Origin of the sequence: Streptomyces aureus (assembly GCF_001418135.1) — a bacterium.
Lineage (GTDB): Bacteria > Actinomycetota > Actinomycetes > Streptomycetales > Streptomycetaceae > Streptomyces > Streptomyces aureus_A.
In genome coordinates this window covers 1-21,365 of sequence record NZ_LIPQ01000059.1, presented here as the reverse complement: position 1 = coordinate 21,365, position 21,365 = coordinate 1, and the positions used below count along the sequence as shown (strand labels likewise).

Annotated in this window: 12 protein-coding genes; 6 read left to right on the top strand and 6 right to left on the bottom strand. The window is 74.0% G+C overall.

Translation table 11 applies throughout. The annotated features are described in order from the left end of the window. From AOK00_RS06600 to AOK00_RS06585, 4 genes are all read left to right on the top strand, one after another. Positions 1–345 (top strand): Asd/ArgC dimerization domain-containing protein (locus tag AOK00_RS06600; RefSeq protein WP_254047262.1); only part of this gene is annotated, 345 nt, incomplete at its 5' end. Further along, complete coding sequence (gene argJ, locus AOK00_RS06595; protein WP_055599366.1) at positions 342–1,493, top strand: bifunctional glutamate N-acetyltransferase/amino-acid acetyltransferase ArgJ; 1,152 nt, start codon at positions 342–344, stop codon at positions 1,491–1,493. The genes AOK00_RS06600 and argJ, both read left to right, overlap by 4 nt. Before the next feature lie 17 nt (positions 1,494–1,510). Further along, positions 1,511–2,527: an acetylglutamate kinase gene (argB, locus tag AOK00_RS06590; RefSeq protein ID WP_254047261.1), complete on the top strand. Its 1,017-nt coding sequence runs from the start codon at positions 1,511–1,513 to the stop codon at positions 2,525–2,527. Continuing rightward, entirely contained in the window at positions 2,524–3,702 is a 1,179-nt protein-coding gene (locus AOK00_RS06585; RefSeq protein ID WP_055599365.1) for an acetylornithine transaminase, read from the top strand. The genes argB and AOK00_RS06585 overlap by 4 nt, the downstream gene beginning before the upstream one ends. A gap of 96 nt (positions 3,703–3,798) precedes the next feature. Here AOK00_RS06585 and AOK00_RS06580 read toward each other — a convergent pair whose 3' ends face one another. From AOK00_RS06580 to AOK00_RS06565, 4 genes are read right to left on the bottom strand one after another with little or no spacing between them, the layout of a single operon-like run. Beyond that, complete coding sequence (locus AOK00_RS06580) at positions 3,799–5,373, bottom strand: amidohydrolase (RefSeq protein ID WP_055599364.1); 1,575 nt, start codon at positions 5,371–5,373, stop codon at positions 3,799–3,801. A 59-nt stretch (positions 5,374–5,432) separates the two neighbouring features. Then, positions 5,433–6,380 (bottom strand): ABC transporter ATP-binding protein, encoded by a 948-nt coding sequence (locus tag AOK00_RS06575; RefSeq protein ID WP_079041865.1) that lies wholly within the window; start codon positions 6,378–6,380, stop codon positions 5,433–5,435. Then, positions 6,377–7,507, bottom strand: coding sequence for a FecCD family ABC transporter permease (locus tag AOK00_RS06570; protein ID WP_055599363.1), 1,131 nt, complete (start codon positions 7,505–7,507; stop codon positions 6,377–6,379). Before AOK00_RS06570 ends, AOK00_RS06575 begins: the two co-directional genes overlap by 4 nt. Further along, a complete protein-coding gene (locus tag AOK00_RS06565; RefSeq protein ID WP_254047260.1) occupies positions 7,504–8,601 on the bottom strand; it encodes a FecCD family ABC transporter permease in 1,098 nt (365 codons plus the stop codon). The genes AOK00_RS06570 and AOK00_RS06565 overlap by 4 nt, the downstream gene beginning before the upstream one ends. Positions 8,602–8,873: 272 nt before the next feature. Between AOK00_RS06565 and AOK00_RS06560 the strand changes: the two genes are divergently transcribed. Both AOK00_RS06560 and AOK00_RS06555 read left to right on the top strand, forming a co-directional pair. Continuing rightward, positions 8,874–10,571, top strand: a complete 1,698-nt coding sequence (locus tag AOK00_RS06560) for an ABC transporter ATP-binding protein (protein ID WP_079041864.1) — start codon at positions 8,874–8,876, stop codon at positions 10,569–10,571. Between the two features lie 74 nt (positions 10,572–10,645). Further along, positions 10,646–12,490 carry an ABC transporter ATP-binding protein gene (locus tag AOK00_RS06555; RefSeq protein ID WP_055599368.1) on the top strand — a complete coding sequence of 615 codons (1,845 nt, stop codon included), beginning with the start codon at positions 10,646–10,648 and terminating at the stop codon, positions 12,488–12,490. A gap of 228 nt (positions 12,491–12,718) precedes the next feature. On the opposite strand, the gene AOK00_RS06550 is transcribed toward AOK00_RS06555, so the two are convergent. Together AOK00_RS06550 and AOK00_RS06545 are read right to left on the bottom strand one after the other, a co-directional pair. Then, a complete protein-coding gene (locus tag AOK00_RS06550; protein ID WP_055599362.1) occupies positions 12,719–12,928 on the bottom strand; it encodes an MbtH family protein in 210 nt (69 codons plus the stop codon). Beyond that, a partial coding sequence (locus AOK00_RS06545; protein ID WP_159041690.1) for a non-ribosomal peptide synthetase occupies positions 12,925–21,365 on the bottom strand: 8,441 nt, incomplete at its 5' end. The genes AOK00_RS06550 and AOK00_RS06545, both read right to left, overlap by 4 nt.

Below are 21,365 nucleotides of genomic sequence, written 5' to 3'. Positions count from 1 at the left end.
CCGATGCCCCGCGGCATCCTCGCCACCTGCTCCGCCCGGCTGCGCCCCGACGTGGCCGCCGACCGGGGGCTCGACGAGGTCCGTGAGGTCTTCGAGGCCGCGTACGCGACCGAACCGTTCGTCCGGCTGCTACCGCGGGGCCAGTGGCCGTCCACGGCCTCGGTGCTCGGATCCAACACGGTGCAGGTGCAGGTGGCGCTCGATCCCGCCGCCCGCCGCCTCGTCTGCGTGAGCGCGATCGACAACCTGACGAAGGGCACCGCCGGTGGCGCGGTGCAGAGCATGAACATCGCCCTCGGCCTGCCCGAAGGGCTCGGCCTGCCCATGAATGGAGTGGCTCCGTGACCGTGACCGCCGCCCGAGGATTCCTCGCCAGCGGGGTGGCCGCCGGCATCAAGGCGTCCGGCGATCCCGATCTCGCCCTGGTGGTGAACCTGGGCCCCGCACCGGCCGCCGCGGGAGTCTTCACCTCCAACCGCGTGCAGGCCGCACCGGTCCGCTGGTCACGGCGGGCACTCGCCGACGGCCGGGTCTCCGCGGTCGTCCTGAACTCCGGCGGCGCCAACGCGTGCACCGGCACGGCCGGCGCCGACGACGCCCGGACCATGGCCGAGCACACGGCCCTCTCCGTCGGCGTCACCCCGGAGGACGTGGCCGTCTGCTCCACCGGGCTCATCGGTGTCCCGCTGCCCATGGACCGGATCACGGCCGGGATCGCCCTCGCGGCGGAACGGCTCGCCTCCGACGGCGGCGAGGACGCGGCCGTCGCGATCAAGACCACGGACTCCGTGCACAAGACCGCGGTCGTCACCCGCTCCGGCTGGACGGTCGGCGGGATGGCGAAGGGCGCGGGCATGCTCGCGCCCGGTCTCGCTACCATGCTCGTGGTCCTCACCACCGACGCCGTGGCGGCCGATCCGTCGCTCGACTCCGCGCTGCGTGCGGCCGTACGGACCACCTTCGACCGGGTCGACTCCGACGGCTGCATGTCCACCAACGACACCGTGCTGCTGCTGGCCTCGGGCGCCTCCGGCGTGGCCCCGGAGGAAGGGGACCTCGCCGAGGCGGTGCACGCCGTCTGCCTCGACCTCGCCCGCCAGCTCGTCGCGGACGCCGAAGGCGCGTCGAAGGAGATCGAGGTGGCGGTCGTCCGCGCCGCGTCCGAGGACGACGCCGTGACCGTGGGCCGCTCGATCGCCCGGAACAACCTCCTCAAGTGCGCCCTGCACGGCGAGGACCCGAACTGGGGCCGGGTGCTCTCGGCGATCGGCACCACCGACGCGGAGTTCGACCCCGACCGCCTGGACGTGGCCATCAACGGGGTGTGGGTCTGCCGGGACGGCGCGGCCGGGGAACCCCGGGAGAAGGCCGACATGTCCGGCCGCCGGATCACGATCACGGTCGACCTGCACGCCGGAGAGGCGTCCGCGGAGATCTGGACCAACGACCTGACGGCGGAGTACGTGCACGAGAACAGCGCCTACAGCTCATGAGCCGAGGGAGTACGAGGATGAGGACGCTGGGCGAGCAGCCTGCCGTGCGCAACGTGGACGCCGTGCGGCACGTGCGCGCCACCGCGGGGAGTGTGAGCGCCGCGGGGAACGCGGGCGCCGTGGACCTCCCGGCCACGGACGTCCCGTGGTCCGAGGAGCTCCAGGGCCGGACCGTCGTCGTCAAGTGCGGTGGCAGCACCCTGGAGGACCCGGCGCTCCGGCGGTCGTTCGCCCAGGACGTCGTCGAGCTGTGGCAGGCGGGCCTGCACCCGGTCGTGGTGCACGGCGGTGGTCCCCAGATCAGCTCGATGCTCGACCGCCTCGCCCTGGAGGTCCGGTTCGAGGCTGGCATGCGGGTGACCACGCCGGAGGCCATGGACGTCGTCCGCATGGTGCTCACCGGGCAGGTCCAGCGGGACCTGGTCGGTGCCATCAACGCCCACGGGCCCTTCGCCGTCGGCATGTCGGGCGAGGACGCCCACACCCTGACCGCGGTGCGCCGCCCGGCCTGGGTGGACGGCAGGCCCGTCGACATAGGTCTCGTCGGCGACATCGTGGACGTCGCCCCGGGCACCGTACGGAACCTCCTCTCCGGCGGCCGTATCCCGGTCGTGTCCCCCGTCGCGCGCGGTGCGGACGGGCAGATCTACAACGTGAACGCCGACCTCGCGGCCTCGGCACTCGCCGTCGCGCTCGGCGCCGACCGGCTCGTGATGCTCACCGACGTCCCCGGCCTGTACGCGGACTGGCCGCGGAGCACCGAGGTGATCCCCCGGCTGACGGCCGGAGAGCTGGAGACACTGCTCCCCGGGCTCGCGGGCGGGATGCTGCCGAAGATGGAGGGTTGTCTGCGGGCTGTGCGGTCGGGAGTCGGACGGGTGCACGTCCTCGACGGGCGTACGCCGCACGCCGTCCTCCGGGGTGTCCTCACGGAGGAGAACCCCGGCACCACGGTCCTGCCCGACGAGGCGCCGGACACCACGCGGGGTGCCGCGCCGGACGTCGCGCCGCACGAGGAGGAGGCCCCCGCATGACCGTCGCCGTTCCCCTCAGGCACCGCTGGCGTGCCGTGATGATGAACAACTACGGCACTCCCCCGTTGGCCCTGGTGCGTGGCGAGGGCTGCACCGTCTGGGACGAGACCGGCCGTGCGTACACGGACTTCACCGGCGGGATCGCGGTCAACACCCTCGGGCACGCCCACCCCGCCGTGGTCGCGGCCGTCACCGACCAGGTCGCACGGCTCGGTCACGTCTCGAACCTGTTCGTCGCCGAGCACCCGGTGGCGCTCGCGGAACGGCTCCTCGGGCTGCTCGGCAGGCCGGGCGGCCGGGTCTTCTTCTGCAACTCCGGCGCGGAGGCCGTCGAGGCGGCCTTCAAGGCCGCCCGGCGGACCGGGCGCCCGCGGGTCGTCGCGATGGAGGGCGGCTTTCACGGTCGCACCATGGGCGCCCTGGCGGTCACGGGCCAGCAGGCGAAGCGCGAGCCGTTCCTGCCGCTGCCGGGGGACGTGACGCTTGTACCGTTCGGCGACGTCGACGCGCTGCGCGCGGCGGTCTCGGACGACACCGCGGCGGTCTTCGTCGAACCCGTGCAGGGCGAGGCGGGCGTGATCCCCGCGCCCGACGGGTATCTGCGGGCCGCCCGGGCGATCACCCGCGCCGCGGGGAGCCTGCTCGTCCTCGACGAGGTGCAGACCGGGATCGGCAGAACCGGTCACTGGTTCGCGCACCAGGCCGAGCCGGGAGTGGACCCGGACGTGGTGACGCTGGCCAAGGGACTGGGCGGCGGTCTTCCGATCGGTGCCACGGTGGCGTTCGGCGCGGCCGGCGAGCTCTTGGGCCCCGGGCAGCACGGATCGACCTTCGGTGGCAACCCGGTGGCCTGCGCGGCGGGTTCGGCCGTCCTGGAGACCATCGCGACGGAGGGCCTCCTGGAGCACACCGTACGGATGGGTGAGCTGCTGCGGACGGGAGTGGAGGCGCTGAAGCACCCCCTGGTGGCCGAGGTCCGGGGCGCGGGGCTGCTGCTCGGCGTCGTCCTGACCGAGCCGGTCGCCGTCCGGGTCCAGGAGGCGGCGCAGGAGGCCGGGTTCCTCGTCAACGCCGCCGGCCCCGGGACCGTACGCCTGGCTCCCGCGCTGACCGTGTCGGCACGTCAGATCGAGGAGCTGGTGGAGGCACTGCCGGGGATCCTGGACCCGCGCTGAGCCGTCGGCGGCGTCCTGTCCCCACCGGTCCGCCGACCATTTCACCCTCACCGTCCGGCCGACGGGTTCACCCTCGTCGGCCGGCCGGTTCGGGAGTCATCCCTTTCCCGGCTCGGTCCGCCCGTCGACGTACGTCGCCACGACCTCGATGTCCCCGATCCGCGAGGTCTCGACGGCCCGGGGATCGTCCCCGAGGACCACCAGGTCGGCGCGCTTGCCGGGTGTGAGGCTGCCCGCGCTGTCGTCCCAGTGGCAGGCGTACGCGCCGGCCACCGTGTAGGCGTGCAGGGCCTCGTCGACGGTGATGGCCTCGTCCGGGCCGATCGCCCTGCCGGAGGTGGAGGCGCGCTCGACCATGAACTGGACGGCGCGGAGCGGTGAGCCGTCCGTGACCGGCCGGTCGGAGCTGCCGACGAGGGTGACGCCGTGATCGAGGAAGCCGCGGCCCCGGTACATCCAGGGCGCCCGCCGCTCCCCCATGACGTCCGCGTAGTCGTCGCCGAAGTAGCGGAGGAAGTTGGGCTGGACCACGGCGCTGACGCCGAGCCGGGCGAAGCGCGGCAGCTGGTCCGGGCGGATCAGGCCGGCGTGTTCCACGCGGTGCCGGGCGGCCGGGCGGGGCCGGAGCTGCTGCGCGCGTTCCAGGGCGTCCAGGGCGAGGTCGGCGGCGCGGTCGCCGATGGCGTGGACGGCGAGCTGCCAGCCGGCGAGGTGGCCGTCGACGATGAGGTCCGCGATCCGCTCGGGCTCGTCCTGGAACTGTCCGGTGTGCGACATGCCCTCGTACGGTTCTGTGAGGGCCGCCGTACGGGCCATCATGCCGCCGTCGGTGTAGATCTTGAGGGCTCCGAGGGAGAGCCAGTCGTCGCCGAAGCCGGTGCGCAGGCCGAGGTCGAGGGCGCGCGGGATGCCGTCGTTCCGGTGGGCGGCGCGCGGGCGGAGGGTGTCGCCGGCGGCCATGAGCTGGACACGGAGGGGCAGTCGGCCCTGGTCCCTGAGGAGTTGGTACGCGCCGAGTTCGACGGGGCTGTGCCCGAGGAGGCCGCCTCCGATGCCGGCCTCGGCACAGGCGGTGATTCCCTCGGCGAGGCAGGTGCGGCCGGCCCGCTCGATGGCGTCGGCGAGTTCCTCCTGGGAGTACGGCAGCCGGAGTCGCCGTACGGCGGTCATGGCGCTCTCGGCGAGGAAGCCGTCCTGGTGCGGCACGTCGGCCGGAAGGAGGTCGAGGACGGCGCTGTTGACGACGCAGGCGTGCCCGGAGTCGTGCATGAGGAAGATCTTGCGGCCCTGGCCGACCCGGTCGATCTCGGCGGCGGTGAGATGGCGTCCCAGGGCCCGCTGGTCGTAGCCGGCGATGTCGACCCAGGCACCGGGCCCGGCCTGCCGGGAGGCGGCCTCCGCGATGACGGCGAGGACGTCCTCGATCCGCTCGCAGGGGGCGATGCTCGGGGTGTCGGCCTTCAGTCCCGCCCATGCCAGGTGGACGTGGCTGTCGATGAAGCCGGGCAGCACGGTGGCGCCCTGGAGGTCGACGACCTCGCGGGCGGGGAGCGAGGTCACGGCCTCGTCGAGGCCCACGATCCGGCCCCGCCAGATGCCGAGGTCGTGGGCGACGGGGTGGTCCGGGTCCATGGTGAGAACGCGCGCGTTCGTCAGCCTCGTACAGAGCATGGGCAGTCCGTTCCCGGTCGCTGTGGCTGTCGTTGTCGCTGTCGCTGTGGTTGTCGCCGTCAGGAGGTCTTGGCCATCGCGGTGCCGGCCGTGGCCGGCCCGCTCCCGCTCGCCTTCCCGTCCGCGTCTGCGTCCGCGTCCGCGTCCGCGTCTGTGTGTGCGTCTGCGTCGGTCGTGCGCGTCCTCCCGGCCGGGGCGTACCCCTTGGGTGCGGCGGGCACCATGAGCGGTGTGCCGGTCTCGGGGTCGGGGATGATCCGGCAGGGCAGGCCGAAGACGTCCTCGACCAGCTCCGCGGTCATGACGGTCGACGGGTCGCCCTCGGCCGCGACGACGCCGCCCGGGCGCATCACGATGAGGTGGGTGGCGTACCGGCAGGCCTGGTTGAGGTCGTGCAGGACGGCCACGATCGTGTGGCCGCGGCGGGCGTGCAGTTCGGCGCACAGGTCGAGGACCTCGACCTGGTGGGCGATGTCGAGGAAGGTGGTCGGCTCGTCGAGGAGCAGGATCTCGGTCTGCTGGGCCAGGACCATCGAGAGCCAGACGCGCTGGCGCTGGCCGCCGGACAGGTCGTCGACGGGGCGGTCGGCGAGTTCGAGCACGCCGGTCTGCCGCATCGCCTCGACCACGGCCGCCTCGTCGTCGGCGGACCACTGCTTCAGGAGGCCCTGGTGGGGGTAGCGGCCTCGGGCCACCAGGTCGCCCACCGTGATGCCGCCGGGCGCGGTGGAGGACTGCGGAAGCAGTCCGAGCCGGCGGGCGACCTCGCGGGAGCGGTACGAGGCGATGGCGGCGCCGTCCAGGTAGACCTGTCCGGCGCGCGGCTTGAGCATCCGGGCGAGGGCGGTGAGCAGGGTGGACTTGCCGCAGGCGTTGGGTCCGATGACGACCGTGAAGGAACGGTCGGGGATCTCGACGTCGAGGTCGCTGGCCACCGTCCGCTGGTCGTAGGAGAGGGTCAGGTTCTCGGCGCGCAGGCGGGAGGCCGGACGGTTCGTTGCTGTCATGCGCGGCTCTTTCGCGACTCGGTGACCAGTAGCCAGATGAGGTAGAGCCCGCCGACACAGCCGGTCGCCGTGCCCACCGGGAGGAGCGCGGGGGCGAAGACACGCTGCACGGCGAGGTCGCTCAGGGCGAGCATGACGGCGCCCATGAGGGCGGACGGCAGCAGGGCGGTCCCGGACGAGCCGGTGATCTTGCGGGCCACCTGGGGCGCGGCCAGGGCGACGAACCAGATGGGTCCGGTCACGGCGGTGGCGAACGCGGCCAGGGCGACGCTGATCACGAGCAGGACGGTGCGGGTGCGGGTGACGTTGACGCCGAGGGCCATGGCGGTGGTGTCGCCCATCTCGACCATGGAGAGGCGGCGGGAGAGGAAGAAGGCCAGGGGCAGGAGTACGGCGACGGCGATGCCGATGGCCTGGGCGTGGATCCAGAGCCGGTTGCCCAGGCTGCCGATCAGCCAGGACTGCGCCTCCAGGGCTTCCTGGAAGGTGGCACGGGTGATCAGGTACGAGTTGACGGCGAGGAGCAGGGCGCTGACGCCGATGCCGACGACGACGAGGCGGAAGCCCTGGATGCCCCGGCCGATCATGAGGAGATGGACGGCGAGTGCGGTGGCGAGGCCGCCGACGAGGGCGCCGAGCGCGATCTCGGTCATGCTGCCGTGCAGCATGACGATGACGACGAGCGCGCCGACGGCGGAGCCGTTGGTGAAGCCGATGATGTCGGGGCTGCCCAGGGGGTTGCCCGTGATGCTCTGCAGGATGGCGCCGCTGACGGCGAGGGCCGCGCCGACGCACAGCGCGGTCACGAGACGTGGCATGCGGAGGGTGTTGACGACGAAGTCGGCGAGCCCGGTCCCGTTTCCGGTCAGCGCCTGGACGACCTCGCCGAGGGACAGGTCGAAGTCACCGGTGGACAGGGTGATGCCGGCGACGACGAGGAGGGCGACGAGGAGGGCCGCGGTGGCGGCGACGGTACGGCCCTGGACGCGCAGGGAGACGCTCCCGGAACGGGTGCGGAGGACCCGGCCGGTGATGACAGGGGGCAGGTCCGGCGCGGTCGCCCCGCCGGGCCCCTCGCGGGGCGTCGGGTCGGGCGCGGAGGCCTTCGCCTCCCGTACGGCAGTCACAGCATGACCAGCTTTCGGCGGCGGCACAGGGCGATGAACAGGGGGGCGCCGATGAACGCGGTGACGATGCCGACCTGGAGCTCGCCGGGGGCGCCGAGCACCCGGCCGAGGACGTCCGAGCCCAGGAGCAGGACGGGGGCGATCAGCATCGAGTACGCGAACACCCACCGCTGGTCGGGGCCGACGACGAACCGGGCGATGTGCGGTACGGCGAGACCCACGAAGCCGATCGGTCCGGCGGCGGCGGTGGCGGCCCCGCACAGGAGCATCACGGCGACGGCGCCCAGGGCACGGGTCCGGCCGACGTTCACGCCGAGGGCCCGGCCCATCTGGTCGCCCATGGCCAGGGCGTTGAGCGAGGGGGCGAGGACGAGAGCGAGGACGAGGCCGGTGCCGATGAAGGGCAGGGCCATCGCGACGATGTCGTGGTAGCGGCCCGCGAGGGAGCCGACGGTCCAGAAGCGGAACTGGTCGAAGGCCCGGGGGTTGAGCAGCAGGACGGCCCAGTTGAAGGCGTACAGCACGGCGGTCACGGCGGCGCCGGCGACGACGAGCCGCTCGGGGGAGGCGAGTTTCCGGCCGGAGGAGCCGAGCAGATGGACGCCGACCGACGCGGCGGCGGCGCCGGCGAGGGCGAACCACACGTAGCCCAGCGGGGCCGCGATGCCGAAGAAGGCGATGGCCACGACGACGCCGGCGGAGGCGCCGAGGTTGACGCCGAGCATGCCGGGGTCGGCGAGCGGATTGCGTGTCAGGGCTTGCATCAGGGCGCCGGCCAGGCCGAGGGCGAGGCCCACCAGGATGCCGAGGAGGGTACGGGGGATGCGGTAGTCGTGGATGATGACCGACGTCTCCGACCCGTCGGGGTTCCACAGGGCGTCCCAGGTGGCGGTGAAGGGGATGCCCCGGGTGCCCACCCAGACGCTGAGGAGTCCGACGAGGACGAGGGAGGCGAGGCCGACGACCAGGCCCAGTCCCCGTAACGCGGCCCCGGTGCGGCCCGACCGGGGCGCGCCGGGACCTGTGGTCTCCTCCGCGGGTCGCCCCTGGGGCTGCTGTCCCCGCACCACCCGGGATTCGACGGACAACGACAACTCCCCCTGGCGGCGGTACAGATGTGCGGCGGGAACCTGGCGGCACGAGACCGAGGCTCACAACTTAGGCGAGGCTAACCGAACCGGGTCTTGCGGTCAACGCGCCGAACAGGACCCGCCCGACGCCCAGACCCTGTCGTCGAACTCCGGTCCGCCCCGCGACGCCACGCCCCGGCCAGGGGGTCCGCCGGACCTCCCCACGACCACCCGAACCCCGGCCGAACTCAGAGTAGGCTTACCTAACCAACCACCTACCTCCGTGAAGGAGTCTCATGCCAACGGGCGGACCGACGGGGGGACTTGTCCTCCGCCAGGCGATCAGAGGACAACGCCGCCGAGTGATCACGGCGTCTCTGCTCGGTATGACCCACCAGGGCTGCGAGGCCCTGGTGCCGGTGGTCATCGGCGCCACCATCGACACGGCGGTCGCGACCGGATCCTCCGAGGCGCTGTGGCGCCTGCTCGTCGTCCTCGCGGTGCTCTTCCTCGTGCTGTCGACCTGCTACCGCACCAGCGCCCGGATCACCGAGGGCAGCGGCGAACTCGCCGCGCACCGGCTCCGGCTCGATCTGGCCGCCCGGGTGCTCGACCCCCGGGGCGGCGCCGACGCGAACCGTCTCCCCGGCGCGCTGACCAGCATCGCCACCAACGACGCCCGCCGCGTGGGCTCGGTGGCCACCGTCATCGCGTACGGGGTGTCGGCGGTCGCCGCCCTCGTGATCAGCGCCGTCGCGCTCCTCAGGATCTCCGTCCCCCTCGGTCTGCTCGTCCTCCTCGGCATCCCGCCGCTGCTGTGGCTCGGGCACCGCATCAGCCGGCCGCTCGAACAGCGCAGCGAGGCCGAGCAGGAGCGGGCCGCCCACGCCTCGGGCGTCGCCGCCGACCTCGTCTCCGGACTCCGCGTCCTCAAGGGCATGGGCGCCGAGTCGGCGGCCGTGGCCCGCTACCGCACCACGAGCCAGGACTCGTTGTCCGCCGCCCTGCGCGCCGCGCGCAGCCGGGCCGGACACGAGGGCGCCGTCCTCGCCCTGACCGGCGTCTTCATCGCCGTCATCGGCGTGGTCGGCGCGTACCTCGCCATGGACGGCAGCATCAGCGTCGGCGACCTGGTCGCCGCCGTCGGTCTCGCACAGTTCCTCCTCGGCCCGTTCCAGCTCCTCGGCTACGTGAACGCCGAACTCGCCCAGGGCCGCGCCTCGGCCAAGCGGATCGCCGAGGTACTGGCCTCGCCCGAGGCCGTCCGAACCGGACACGACGTGCCCGCCGACGGAGCGGCCGGACATGTCGCCCTGCGCGGGGTGACGCTCGGCGCGCTCCGCGGCGTCGACCTCGAACTCCCGGCCGGCAGCCTGACCGGGATCGTCGCCCGGGACGCCGCCGCCGCCAACGACCTCCTCGTCTGCCTGGCCCGCGAGGCGGACCCCTCCGAGGGCGCCGTCGAGCTCGACGGCGCGCCGCTGACCTCGCTCGACCCGGACGCGCTGCGCCGGGTCGTCCTGGTCGCCCACCACGACGCCGACCTGTTCGAGAGCACGCTGCTCGACAACGTCCGGGCCGGGGCCGCCGACGACACCTCGGCTGTCGAGCGGGCCCTCAGGGCCTCGGCCGCCGACGACGTCGCCCGGCTCCTCCCGGACGGCGGGGACACCCTCCTCGCCGAACGCGGCCGCTCGCTCTCCGGCGGCCAGCGCCAGCGGGTCGCCCTCGCCCGCGCGCTCGCCGCCGACCGGCCCGTCCTCGTGCTGCACGACCCGACGACCGCGGTGGACACCGTCACCGAGTCCCACATCGCCGACCGGCTGCGCGAGGTCCGCCGCGACCGCACCACGATCCTGGTCACGACCAGCCCCGCTCTCCTCGCCGTGACCGACCGCGTGATCGTCCTGGAGGACGGCGTCGTGCAGGCGACCGGCCGCCACACCGAACTCCTCGCGGCCGACGCGACGTACCGTGCGGCGGTGCTCGCATGACGCTCGCCGACGAGACGCGGACCGACAGCCGGCCGCAGCAGGACGAGGGACGGACGAGGGAGACGGAACAGACCATGAGCGGAACCAGCCCGGACCGCGTGCTCCTGCCGACCGCCACCGGCGCCGAGTCCGTCGCGGCGCTCCGCACCATGCTGCACGGCCATCGGCTCCTCGCCGTGGTGGCTCTCGTCGTCCTCGTCGCCGGCACCGCCGTCGGACTGCTCACCGCTCCGCTGCTCGGACACATCGTGGACCTCGTGGTCGACAGGAAGGGCGCGGCCGCACTCACCCTCCCCCTGGTCCTGCTCGTCGTCGTCGCCGTGGCGCGGGGCGCGGCCGCGGCCGTCGGCAGCACCCTCGTGGCCCGGCTGGGCGAGACCGTCCTGGCGGCACTGCGGGAGCAGTTCATCGAGCGGGCGCTGCGGCTGCCGCTCGACCGGGTCGAGGCGGCCGGCTCGGGCGACCTGGTCTCCCGGGTCACCAGCGACGTGTCGATGATCGGCAAGTCGGTGCGCCAGGCCCTGCCGGAGTTCAGCCGCTCCGCCCTGACGATCCTGCTCACCTTCGCCGGACTCGCCGTCCTCGACTGGCGCTTCCTGATCGCGGCGCTCCTCGCGTCCCCGGTCCAGGTGTTCTCGGTGCGCTGGTACACGCGCCGGGCCGCGCCCGTGTACGGCGAGCACCGCGTCGCCACCGGCGCCCTGCAGCACCAGCTGCTGGACAGCGTCGGCGGCGTCCGGACCGTACGGGCGTTCCGCCTCGACGACACCCACACCGACCTGCTGGAGAAGCGGTCCGCGGCCGCCCGCGACCTGGGCCTGCGGGGCATCCACATCGTCACCGGGTTCTTCTCCCGGCTCAACCTCGGCGAGTTCATCGGTCTCGCCGCGATGCTCGCGACCGGGTTCGTCCTGGTCGACAACGGCTCGGTCAGCATCGGTACGGCCACGGCCGCCGCGCTGTACTTCCACAGCCTCTTCAACCCGATCAACGCGACCCTGTACCTCCTGGACGACGCCCAGTCGGCGGGGGCGAGCTTCGCCCGCCTCGTCGGCGTGTCGAACCTCCCGGCGGAGCGGGCCGAGAGCGAGGCGCACGCCCTCGCCGACGGCTCGGTCGAGGTGTCCGGGCTCAGCCACGCGTACGGCTCCGGCGCGCCGGTCCTGCACGAGGTCGACCTGCGCGTACGGAGCGGGGAGCGGGTGGCCCTGGTGGGCGCGAGCGGCGCCGGAAAGACCACCCTGGCCAAGCTCGTCGCCGGCGTCCACAGCCCCACCGGGGGCTCGATCGCCCTCGGCGGAATCGACACCGGGGAGCTGGGCCCGGCCGGGGTCCGCCGCTCGGTGGCGCTCATCAGCCAGGAGGTGCACGTCTTCGCCGGAACGCTCGCCGACGACCTGCGCCTCGCCCGGCCCGGGGCCGACGACCAGGAGCTTCGCGCGGCGCTCGACCGCGTCGACGCGCTGGAGTGGGCCGAGGCGCTGCCCGAGGGCCTCGCCACGGTGGTCGGGGAGGGCGGCCACCGGCTGACGGTGACGCAGGCGCAGCACCTGGCCCTTGCCCGGCTGGTCCTGGCGGACCCGCCGATCGCGATCCTCGACGAGGCCACCGCCGACGCGGGCAGCGCCGGCGCGCGCGTCCTGGAGGAGGCGGCGGCCCGGGCCCTGGAGGGCCGCACGGGGCTGCTCGTCGCGCACCGGCTGCCGCAGGCCGCGGCCGCCGACCGGGTGGTCGTCCTCGACCAGGGCCGGGTCGTGGAGACCGGCACGCACGAGGAACTGGTGGCGGCGGGCGGCCGCTACGCCGACCTGTGGGCCGCGTGGTCGGCCAGCCGCCAGGAGCCCGGGGAGCAGGAGTCCAGGGAGCAGGTGCCGCGGCCGGCTCAGGACCCTGACACCCAGGCGTCACCGGTCGCCTGAGACCGCCGGCGGCGCGCCGAAGGGGGCGGTACGACGAGAGTCGTACCGCCCCCTCCGTGCTGCCCGCGCCTCGGCAGGTCCCCGCCGTTCGAAGGGCGTGGCGGCTGGGGTGCGACACGACAGCCCTCGGCGGTCGTGTCGCGCCGCACCCGCCACGACGCGACACCGCCGCCCGCGAGGGAAGTTCCCCCGCGGGCGGCGGCCGGTGTCAGGGCTGGTGGTGCCGGGTCAGTCCTGGAGGGCGATGAGGCTCGCCGGGCGCAGATCGGTCCAGTGGCTCTCCACGTAGGCCAGGCACCCCTCACGGGTGTCCTCGCCGAAGACGGTCCGCCACCCGGCGGGGACCTCGGCGAAGGAGGGCCACAGCGAATGCTGGTTCTCGTCGTTGACCAGAACCAGGAAGCGGCCCTGCGGGTCCTCGAACGGGTTGGTGCTCATGCGTTCTCACTCCTCTTGTGTGTCACGCCGAACAGCTGGGACAGGGGCTGTTCGGAGGCGTCCGTCACGGTGCGCAGCAGGGTCCGGAGTTCCTCGGCGAGCCGCCGCGCCTTCTCCGCGCCGAGCCGCTCCGTCGCGTGGATCAGGCCGCAGTGCACGGGGCCTTCGCCGCGGGGCTCGTAGAAGCTGAGGGTCAGCTCCGCGCGGGTGGATCCGGTCGGCACGGCGACCAGGTCGCCGACGCCGCCCTCAAGGCGCTCCAGGTCGGCCTGCTCATGGTGGATCACCATCACCTGGGGGCCCTCCGGCCGCAGGCCGGCGGTGCGGACGACCTCGTCGAAGGGCACGTCCTGGCGGTCGAGGGCACTCAGCGTGGTCTCCCGTACGCGGGTCAGGAGTTCCGCGAAGCTGGGGTCGCCCGCCGTGTCGGTGCGCAGCACGACCGTGTTGAAGAAGCAGCCGACGAGGTCGGCGAGCTGGTCGTCGCCGCGCCCGGCGACCATCGTGCCGATGGGCAGGTCGGTGCCCGCCCCGTGGCCGGTGAGCAGGGCGGCGAGGGCCGCGTGCAGCACCATGAACATGCTGGTGCCGGTGGCCTGCGCGAGCCGGTCCACGTCAGCGTGCAGCCGCTCGTCGAGCACGAACTCCACGACTCCGGCGGCCCGGCTCCCCCGCTGTGCGGGCACGGAGGCCGGGGCATCCGCCGGCAGGGCCAGCTCGCGTGGCGCGTCGGCGAGCGTCCGCCGCCAGTACGCCAGTTGGCGGCCGCCCCGGCTGTCGGGGTCGGCCAGGTCTCCGAGGACCTCGTCGGCCCAGCGGGCGTAGTCGCCGTAACTCACGGGGAGCGGCTGCCATGCGGGCGCCCGCCCGGCCGTCCGCGCCCCGTACGCGGTGGTGAGGTCGCGGAACAGCGGGACCACCGACCATTCGTCGACGGCCAGGTAGTGCAGGGTGAGCAGCACCGCCTGGGCTCCGTCGGCGTCGGTGAGGAGCCGGGCCCGCAGCGGGGCCTCGCGTTCCAGGTCCGGTGCGGCGGCCGCCAGTTCGGTGAGCCGTCCGTCGAGGTCCGCGCACTGCTCCACGCTCAGGTCCGGCGCCTCGACGGCCCGGCGGACCAGGGTTCCGTCGCGGTCGGCGAAGGCGGTGCGGAGCGGTTCGTGGCGGGCGGTGACGTCGGCGAGCGCCGCGGCGAGCGCGTCGGCGTCCAGGCCGCCGGGCGAGCGCAGGACGAGTGCGTGGTCAAAGCCGGGGTCACGCCGGTACGCCTGCCACTGCCACCGCTGTACGGGCGCCACCGGCGGTTCGGTGCCGTCGACGGCGCCGGGCCCGGTCGGGCGCAGGGCAGGACGTGCCGCGCTCGCGCCCTCCAGCTTGCCCGCGATGCCGGCGACGGTGAGTGCGTCGAAGACGTCGCGGATGCTCAGTTCGACGCCGAACTCGGCGCGGATACGGCCCAGGAGACGCATGGAGGCCATGGAGTGGCCGCCGAGGGCGAAGAAGCTGTCGTGCACGCCGACGGCGTCCAGCTTGAGGATCTCGCAGAACAGCTCCGCGATCCGCGCCTGCGTCTCGGTCGCGGGAGCGGCGTCACCGGTCATCGCCGACCAGTCCGGGGCGGGCAGCGCCTTGTGGTCCAGCTTGCCGTTCGGGGTGAGCGGCAGCGGGCCGTCGAGCGGGACGACGAGGGCGGGGACCATGTACTCGGGCAGGACCGCGGCGACGTGGGCGCGGAGTTCCAGCGGGTCGGGCGCGGGAGCCGCGCCCGGTTCGGGTACGGCGTAGCCGACGAGTCGGACGATGTCGCCGTCGCGGTCGGGCAGGACGGCGGCCTGCGCGACCGCCGGGTGTCCGGCGAGGGCGGCCTCGATCTCGCCCAGTTCGATGCGGAAGCCGCGGATCTTGACCTGGGTGTCGACCCGGCCGAGGAAGTCCAGGTTGCCGTCGGCGCGCCAGCGTGCCCGGTCGCCGGTGCGGTACATACGGCTGCCGGGGGCGCCGTACGGGTCGGCGACGAACCGTTCCGAGCTGAGCCCGGCCTGCCCGAGGTAGCCCCGGGCGAGGCCGCGCCCGGCCACGTACAGCTCGCCGATCACACCCGGCGGGACGGGCCGGAGGTGCTCGTCGAGGACGTAGCAGCGGGTGTTGGGGTCCGGGCGGCCGATGGGCACCCGGCCGGTGGCGCGGCCGCCGTGCTCGCGGGCGGGCCACAGGGTGGAGTTGACGGTCGCCTCGGTGAGACCGTACGCGCAGATCAGGTTCGCGGTGGCGCCGAAGCGTTCGAAGAGGTCCGGCGGCACGGTCTCGGTGCCGACCAGGACGGTGGACCCCTCGGGCAGTCGGCAGCCGGGCGGCAGGGCCGAGACGAGCGAGGGCGGCAGGATCATATGGGTGATCCGCTGGTCTTCGAGGAAGTCGGTGAGGGCGGGTCCGGCGACCCGGGCCTCGTCGGTGATGAGGACGAGCCGTCCGCCGTGACAGAGGGCCATGGCCAGTTCGAACGCGAAGACGTCGAAGCCGATGGAGGCGAACTGGAGGACCCGGCTGTCGTGTTCCAGGCCCATCCGGTCGACCGCGGTGGCGACCAGGCTGGCGATGCCCTCGTGCGGGACGACGACGCCCTTGGGACGGCCGGTGGAGCCGGAGGTGTAGATCACGTACGCGGCCTGGTCGAGGCCCGCCGGACCGCCGGCCGGCGGGGTTACGGGCAGGGCGTCGAGCTCGGCGGCCACGTCCGGGGCGTCGAGCAGCAGCACCGGGACACCGTCGACGCCGGGGATCTTCCCGGCGACGGGCTCGGTGCCGACCACGACGGCGGCGCCGGAGTTCTCGATCATGTAGCTGAGGCGGTCGCCGGGGTGGACGAGGTCCAGCGGCAGGAACGCGGCCCCGAGCTTCAGGGCGGCGAGGACCGTGGCGATCATGTCGACCGAGCGCGGGACGGCCACGCCGACGACGCTCTCGGCGCCGACACCGCGGGCGGCGAGCAGCCGGGCGAGCCGGTTGGCGCGGGCGTCGAGCCGCGCGTACGTCACCGAGCGGGAGCGCTCGACGACGGCGACGGCGTCGGGGCGCTCGGCCACCCACCGGGCGAAGAGCGCCGGCAGGGTCTCCTCTTCGACCTCGCGGGGCTGCCCGTTGAAGCCTTCGAGGACGAGGCGGTTCTCCTCGTCGGTGAGGATCCCGGCCTCGGACAGCGGCCGGTCGGGGGCCGCGGCCAGGATCGCGACCAGCCTGCCGAGGCGGTCGCCGATGCGCTCGGCGGTGTCCTGGTCGAAGAGTTCGGTGGCGAACTCCAGGCGGCAGCCGAGGGAGTCGGCGGCGCCGTCGGCCGAGGTGTGCTCGGTGAAGCTGAACACGAGGTCGAACTTGGCGGTGCCGATCCGGTGCGGCAGGTAGCCGGCGTCGAGTCCCGGCAGCCGCAGGCCCTCGTCCGTACGGGCGTGGTAGCCGACCATCACCTGGAAGAGCGGGTTCCGGGAGAGGGAGCGGGTCGGGTTGAGCTTCTCCACGACCGACTCGAAGGGCACGTCCGCGTGGGAGAACGCGGCGAGGTCGGTCTCCCGGACCCGGCCGAGGAGTTCGGTGAAGGACGGGTCCCCGCCGAGGTCGGTCCGGAGCACCAGGGTGTTGACGAAGAAGCCGACGAGCTCGTCGAGGGCCTCGTCGCCGCGGCCCGCGATGGGCGCGCCGATCGGGATGTCGGTGCCGGCGCCGAGCCGGTGGAGCAGGGCGGCCACGGCCGCGTGCGCGACCATGAACATGCTGGCGCCGGTGTCGCGGGCGAGCTGCCGCAGGCCCTCGTGGACGGTGCGGTCGAAGGTGATGTCGAGTTCGGCGCCGGTGAAGGCCGGGCGGGCGGGCCGCGGCCGGTCGGTGGGGAGTTCCAGTTCCTCGGGGGCGCCGGCGAGGGCCGTGCGCCAGTGCTCCAGCTGCCGGGCGGCGAGGCTGTCGGGGTCGGCCGGGTCGCCCAGGAGCTTCTGCTGCCAGAGGGCGTAGTCGGCGTACTGGACGGGCAGCGGCTCCCAGTCGGGCGCGGCGGCCGCGAGGCGGGCGGTGTAGGCGGTGGTCAGGTCGCGGAGGAAGGGGCGGTCGGACCACTCGTCGGTGGTGATGTGGTGGAGCAGCAGGACGACGACGTGCTCGTCGGGAGCCACCTCCACGACCGTGGCACGGATCGGCAGCTCGGAGGCGAGGTCGAACGGCCGCCGCACGGCGGCGTCCACGATGCCGGGCACCTCCTCCTCGGTGGCGCGCAGGTGTTCCACGACCGGGGCGGCCGTACCGGCGGGCAGGATCCGCTGGTACGCCTGGCCGTCGCTCGCGCGCTCGGCGAAGAGTGTCCGCAGGGCCTCGTGGCGGTCGGTCACATCGGCCAGGGCGGCGCTCCACGCCGCGCGGTCGAAGGTGCCGCGCAGCCGCATGACCAGGGGGAAGTTGTACGCGGCGGAGGTGCACTCGATCTGCTGGATGACCCACAGGCGCTGCTGGGCGTGCGAGAGCGGCAGTTCGTCGGGGCGCTCGGCCGCGACCAGGGCCGGGCGGGCGGTGCCGCGCGAGGCGGCCGCCCGCTCGACGAGTTCGGCGACGGTCGGCGCCTCGAACAGGTCGCGGATCGCCAGCTCGGCGTCGAGGGCGGTACGGGCCCGGCTGACGAGCCGGGTGGCGAGGAGCGAGTGTCCGCCGAGGTCGAAGAAGTCGCTGTCGATGCCGACGGCGCCCTCGGCCAGGCCGAGGACTTCCGCGAAGAGCCCGCACAGGGTCTCCTCCTGCGGGGTGCGCGGGGCGCGGCTGCTGCCCGTGCCGGTGAGGTCGGGGGCGGGCAGGGCCTTGACGTCGAGCTTGCCGTTGACGGTCAGCGGCAGGGTGGTGACGGGGACCAGGGCCGACGGGACCATGTAGTCGGGGAGGCGGGACCTGAGGTGCTCGCGGAGCTGCTTGACGAGGGTGTCGTCGTCCTCGCCGCCGGGGGTGGCGTCCTCGCGTACGACCGTGGCGTCCTCCCGTACGGCCGTGCCTTCCTCCCCTACGGCCGTGCCTTCCTCCCGCACGAAGTAGCCGACGAGGCGCTTGGTGCCGGCGGTCTCGTGGACGACGACGGCCGCGTGGGCGACCTCGGGGTGGGTGGACAGGGCCGTGGAGATCTCGCCGAGTTCGACGCGGTAGCCGCGGATCTTGACCTGGTCGTCGGTGCGGCCGAGGAAGTCGAGCAGTCCGTCGGGGCGCTGCCGGACGAGGTCGCCCGTCCGGTACATGCGCTCGCCGGGCTCTCCGAAGGGGTCGGCCACGAACCGCTCGGCGTTCAGCGCGGCCCGGTCGTGGTAGCCGCGGGCGAGGCCGGTGCCGGCGATGTACAGCTCGCCGGGGCAGCCCGGCGGGACGGGCCGCAGCATCGTGTCGAGGACATGGGCGCGGGTGTTGCGGATGGGCCGGCCGACGGTCGGGGTGGCGCTCTCGGTGGTGGAACCGCCGAGGGTGTTGATCGTGTACTCGGTGGGACCGTAGAGGTTGTACCCGTACGTGCCCTCGGTGCGGCGCAGCTGCGTCCACACCGTGTCGGAGACGGCCTCGCCGCCGAGGAGGACGAGCGCGGGCCGGTGCTTGCCCGCGGCCTCGTCCTGGTCGAGGAGACCCTCCTCGATGAGGAGCTGGGCGTAGGTGGGCGTCACGTTGACGACGTCGACGCGGTGCTCGTCGCAGTAGGCGACCAGTGCTTCGGCGTCGCGGCGGAGTTCCTCGTCGCAGACGTGCACCTCGTGGCCCTCGACGAGCCAGAGCAGCTCCTCCCACGACATGTCGAAGGCGAAGGACACGGTGTGCGCGATGCGCAGGCGCCGGCCTCCGGCGGAGGCGATGGCCGGGTCGAAGATCTCCTTCTGGTGGTTGAGCTGCATGTTCGTCAGGCCCCGGTAGGGGGTGACGACGCCCTTGGGGCGGCCGGTGGACCCGGAGGTGTAGATGACGTACGCCGGGAACTCCAGGCGGTCGGGCACCCCGTGGGCGAACGCGGGACGCTCGGCGTCGGTGATCCCCTCCCCGGAGAGCGCGGCGAGCTCGCTGAGCACGGCCTCGTCGTCGAGGAGGACTTCGAGGGCGACGGGGCCGTCCTCGCGCCGCAGCGTCGGGGCGACGGAGGTGGTGGACACCAGGCAGAGCGGCCCGGTGTCCTCGGCCATCAGCCGCAGCCGGTCGGCGGGGTGGTCGAGGTCGAGCGGCAGGTACGCGGCGCCGGTCCGCAGGACGGCGAACAGCGCGGCGACCATCTCGATGGACCGGGGCAGCGCGAGCGCCACGACCTTCTCGGGCCCGGCGCCCCGGGCGAGCAGCAGCCGGGCGAGCCGGTTGACCTGCGCGTCGAGTTCGGCGTACGTGAGGGCGCGCTCTCCGAAGACCAGGGCGACCGCGTCGGGGGTCCGGGCGACCTGGGCGGTGAGCATGTCGGCGACGGTCTCGTCCGGCACCGGTTCACGGCCCGACTCCCGGGCGGTGCGCAGGGCGGCGCTCTCCGCCGGGAGGAGCAGGTCCACGCCGACGGTGCGCGCGGACGCGGCGGTGGGTCCGGCGAGGGCCTCGGCGAGGCGGTCGAGGATCGTGGTGAACCGGGCGAGGATCGTGCGGGCGGCGTCCGCGTCGAAGAGGTCGGGGCGGGCGGCCAGGGTGACCTTCAGGCGTGTGCCCGGGGTGACGATCAGCGTGAGCGGGAAGTGGGTGCCGTCCACGTTCGACACGTCGGTGATGCCGTGGCGTTCGCGGAGGGCGGCGGCGCGGTCCTCGCCGTCGGCCGAGCGCAGGACGAAGAGGGTGTCGAAGAGGCGGCGGTGGCCGGACTCCTGCTGGAGGGTGCCCAGGCCCACGTACTCGTACGGCATGACGGCGGCGCGCTCGGACTGCATGCGGCGCAGCAGGGCGAGCAGCGGCTCGTCCGGGCTGAGGGCGACCCGGGCGGGGATCGTGTTCAGGAACATGCCGATGATGCCGGCCACGTCGGGTACGTCCGCCGGGCGCCCGGCGACGGCCGTGCCGAAGGCGACGTCGGCGCGGCCCGTCATGGCCGAGAGCACCAGGGCCCAGGCGGCGTTGAGGACGGTGTTCAGGGTGAGTCCGTGCCGGCGGGCAGCGGTACGGAGCCGGTCGCCGGCCTCCTTGGTGAGGAGGGCGTCGAAGTCCACCGGGATGACCGGGCCGGTGTCGCGCCCGGACGGGGCGAGCAGGGTCGGCTCGTCGAAGCCGGCGAGGGCCCCGCGCCAGGCGTCGAGGGCGGCCGAGGTGTCCTGGGCGTCCAGCCAGGCGAGGTGGTCGCGGTACGAGCCGGGCAGCGGGAGGCCCGTGGGGTCACCGGCCCGCTCGTACAGGGTGAACAGCTCCTCCAGGAACAGCCAGGCGGACCATCCGTCCCAGAGGATGAGGTGGTGGGTGACGACGAGCTTGTCACGGCCGTCCCCGAGGCGGATGAGGAGGAGCCGGCAGAGGGGCGCGGCGGAGAGGTCGAAGCGCTGCCTGCGGTCGGCGGCGAGGAGTTCCTCGGTCCGGGTCCGCTGCTCGTCGGCGGGCAGTCCGGAGAGGTCGGCCTCGACGAGCGGGATCTCGGCGCCGTCCACGATGAACTGGACGGGGCCGGGCAGGCCGTCGCTGGTGAATCCGGCGCGGAGGCCGGTGTTGCGGTCGAGGAGGGTGCGGCAGGCGGCGCGCAGCCGGTCGGCGTCGATCCGGCTGTCGAGGTCCAGGGTCTCCTGGGACTGGTAGACGTCGAGCGCGTCGCCCGCGTCGTAGGTGGCGTGGAAGTACATGCCCTCCTGGAGCGGGGAGAGCGGCCAGATGTCCGCGACGGGCAGCCCGGCGGCGGCGTGGACGCGGGCGGTCTCCTCCGGGGTGAGCTCCGGTCCGGCGAGCGGCGCGGGGGCCGGGGGTGCCGTGGGCGGCGCGGCGGCGGTCAGCTGGTCGAGGAGGGCGCGCAGTGCGGGGTCGACGGCGGCGCCGGACTGCTGCTGGAGGGCGAGGACGGCCTGGAGGGCGGCGGCTGCCTGCCCGGCGTCGGTGGCGGAGACGGTCACGCCGTCGGAGTGCACGGGTACCTCGGTGGAGTCGGTGGTCGGGGGCGCCTCGGCGTCCCCGTGGGTGGCGGCGGCCGCGGCGAGGGCGGCGGGGGTGCGGTGCTCGAACACGTCGCGGGGGCTGAGCGTCAGGCCCCGCTCACGCGCCCGCGTGGCGACGGCGATGGAGCTGAGGCTGTCGCCGCCGAGGACGAAGAAGTCGTCGTCCACGCCGGTTCCGGGGACGCCGAGGACCGCGTCGAAGATCGCGCACAGGGCGCGCTCGCGGTCGTCGCGCGGCGCGCGGCCGGCGGCCCGGGGCGCGGTCTCGGGGGCGGGCAGGGCGTTCTGGTCGAGCTTGCCGCTGGGTGTCAGCGGAAGGTCGGCGAGGACGACGACTTCTTCGTCCT

Excerpts from the sequence above, each read along its gene's own strand:
- AOK00_RS06580 (WP_055599364.1), bottom strand. The coding sequence starts at position 5,373 with ATGCTCTGTACGAGGCTGACGAACGCGCGCGTTCTCACCATGGACCCG.
- AOK00_RS06560 (WP_079041864.1), top strand. The coding sequence starts at position 8,874 with ATGCCAACGGGCGGACCGACGGGGGGACTTGTCCTCCGCCAGGCGATC.
- argB (WP_254047261.1), top strand. The coding sequence starts at position 1,511 with ATGAGGACGCTGGGCGAGCAGCCTGCCGTGCGCAACGTGGACGCCGTG.
- AOK00_RS06575 (WP_079041865.1), bottom strand. The coding sequence starts at position 6,380 with ATGACAGCAACGAACCGTCCGGCCTCCCGCCTGCGCGCCGAGAACCTG.
- AOK00_RS06585 (WP_055599365.1), top strand. The coding sequence starts at position 2,524 with ATGACCGTCGCCGTTCCCCTCAGGCACCGCTGGCGTGCCGTGATGATG.
- AOK00_RS06550 (WP_055599362.1), bottom strand. The coding sequence starts at position 12,928 with ATGAGCACCAACCCGTTCGAGGACCCGCAGGGCCGCTTCCTGGTTCTG.
- AOK00_RS06555 (WP_055599368.1), top strand. The coding sequence starts at position 10,646 with ATGAGCGGAACCAGCCCGGACCGCGTGCTCCTGCCGACCGCCACCGGC.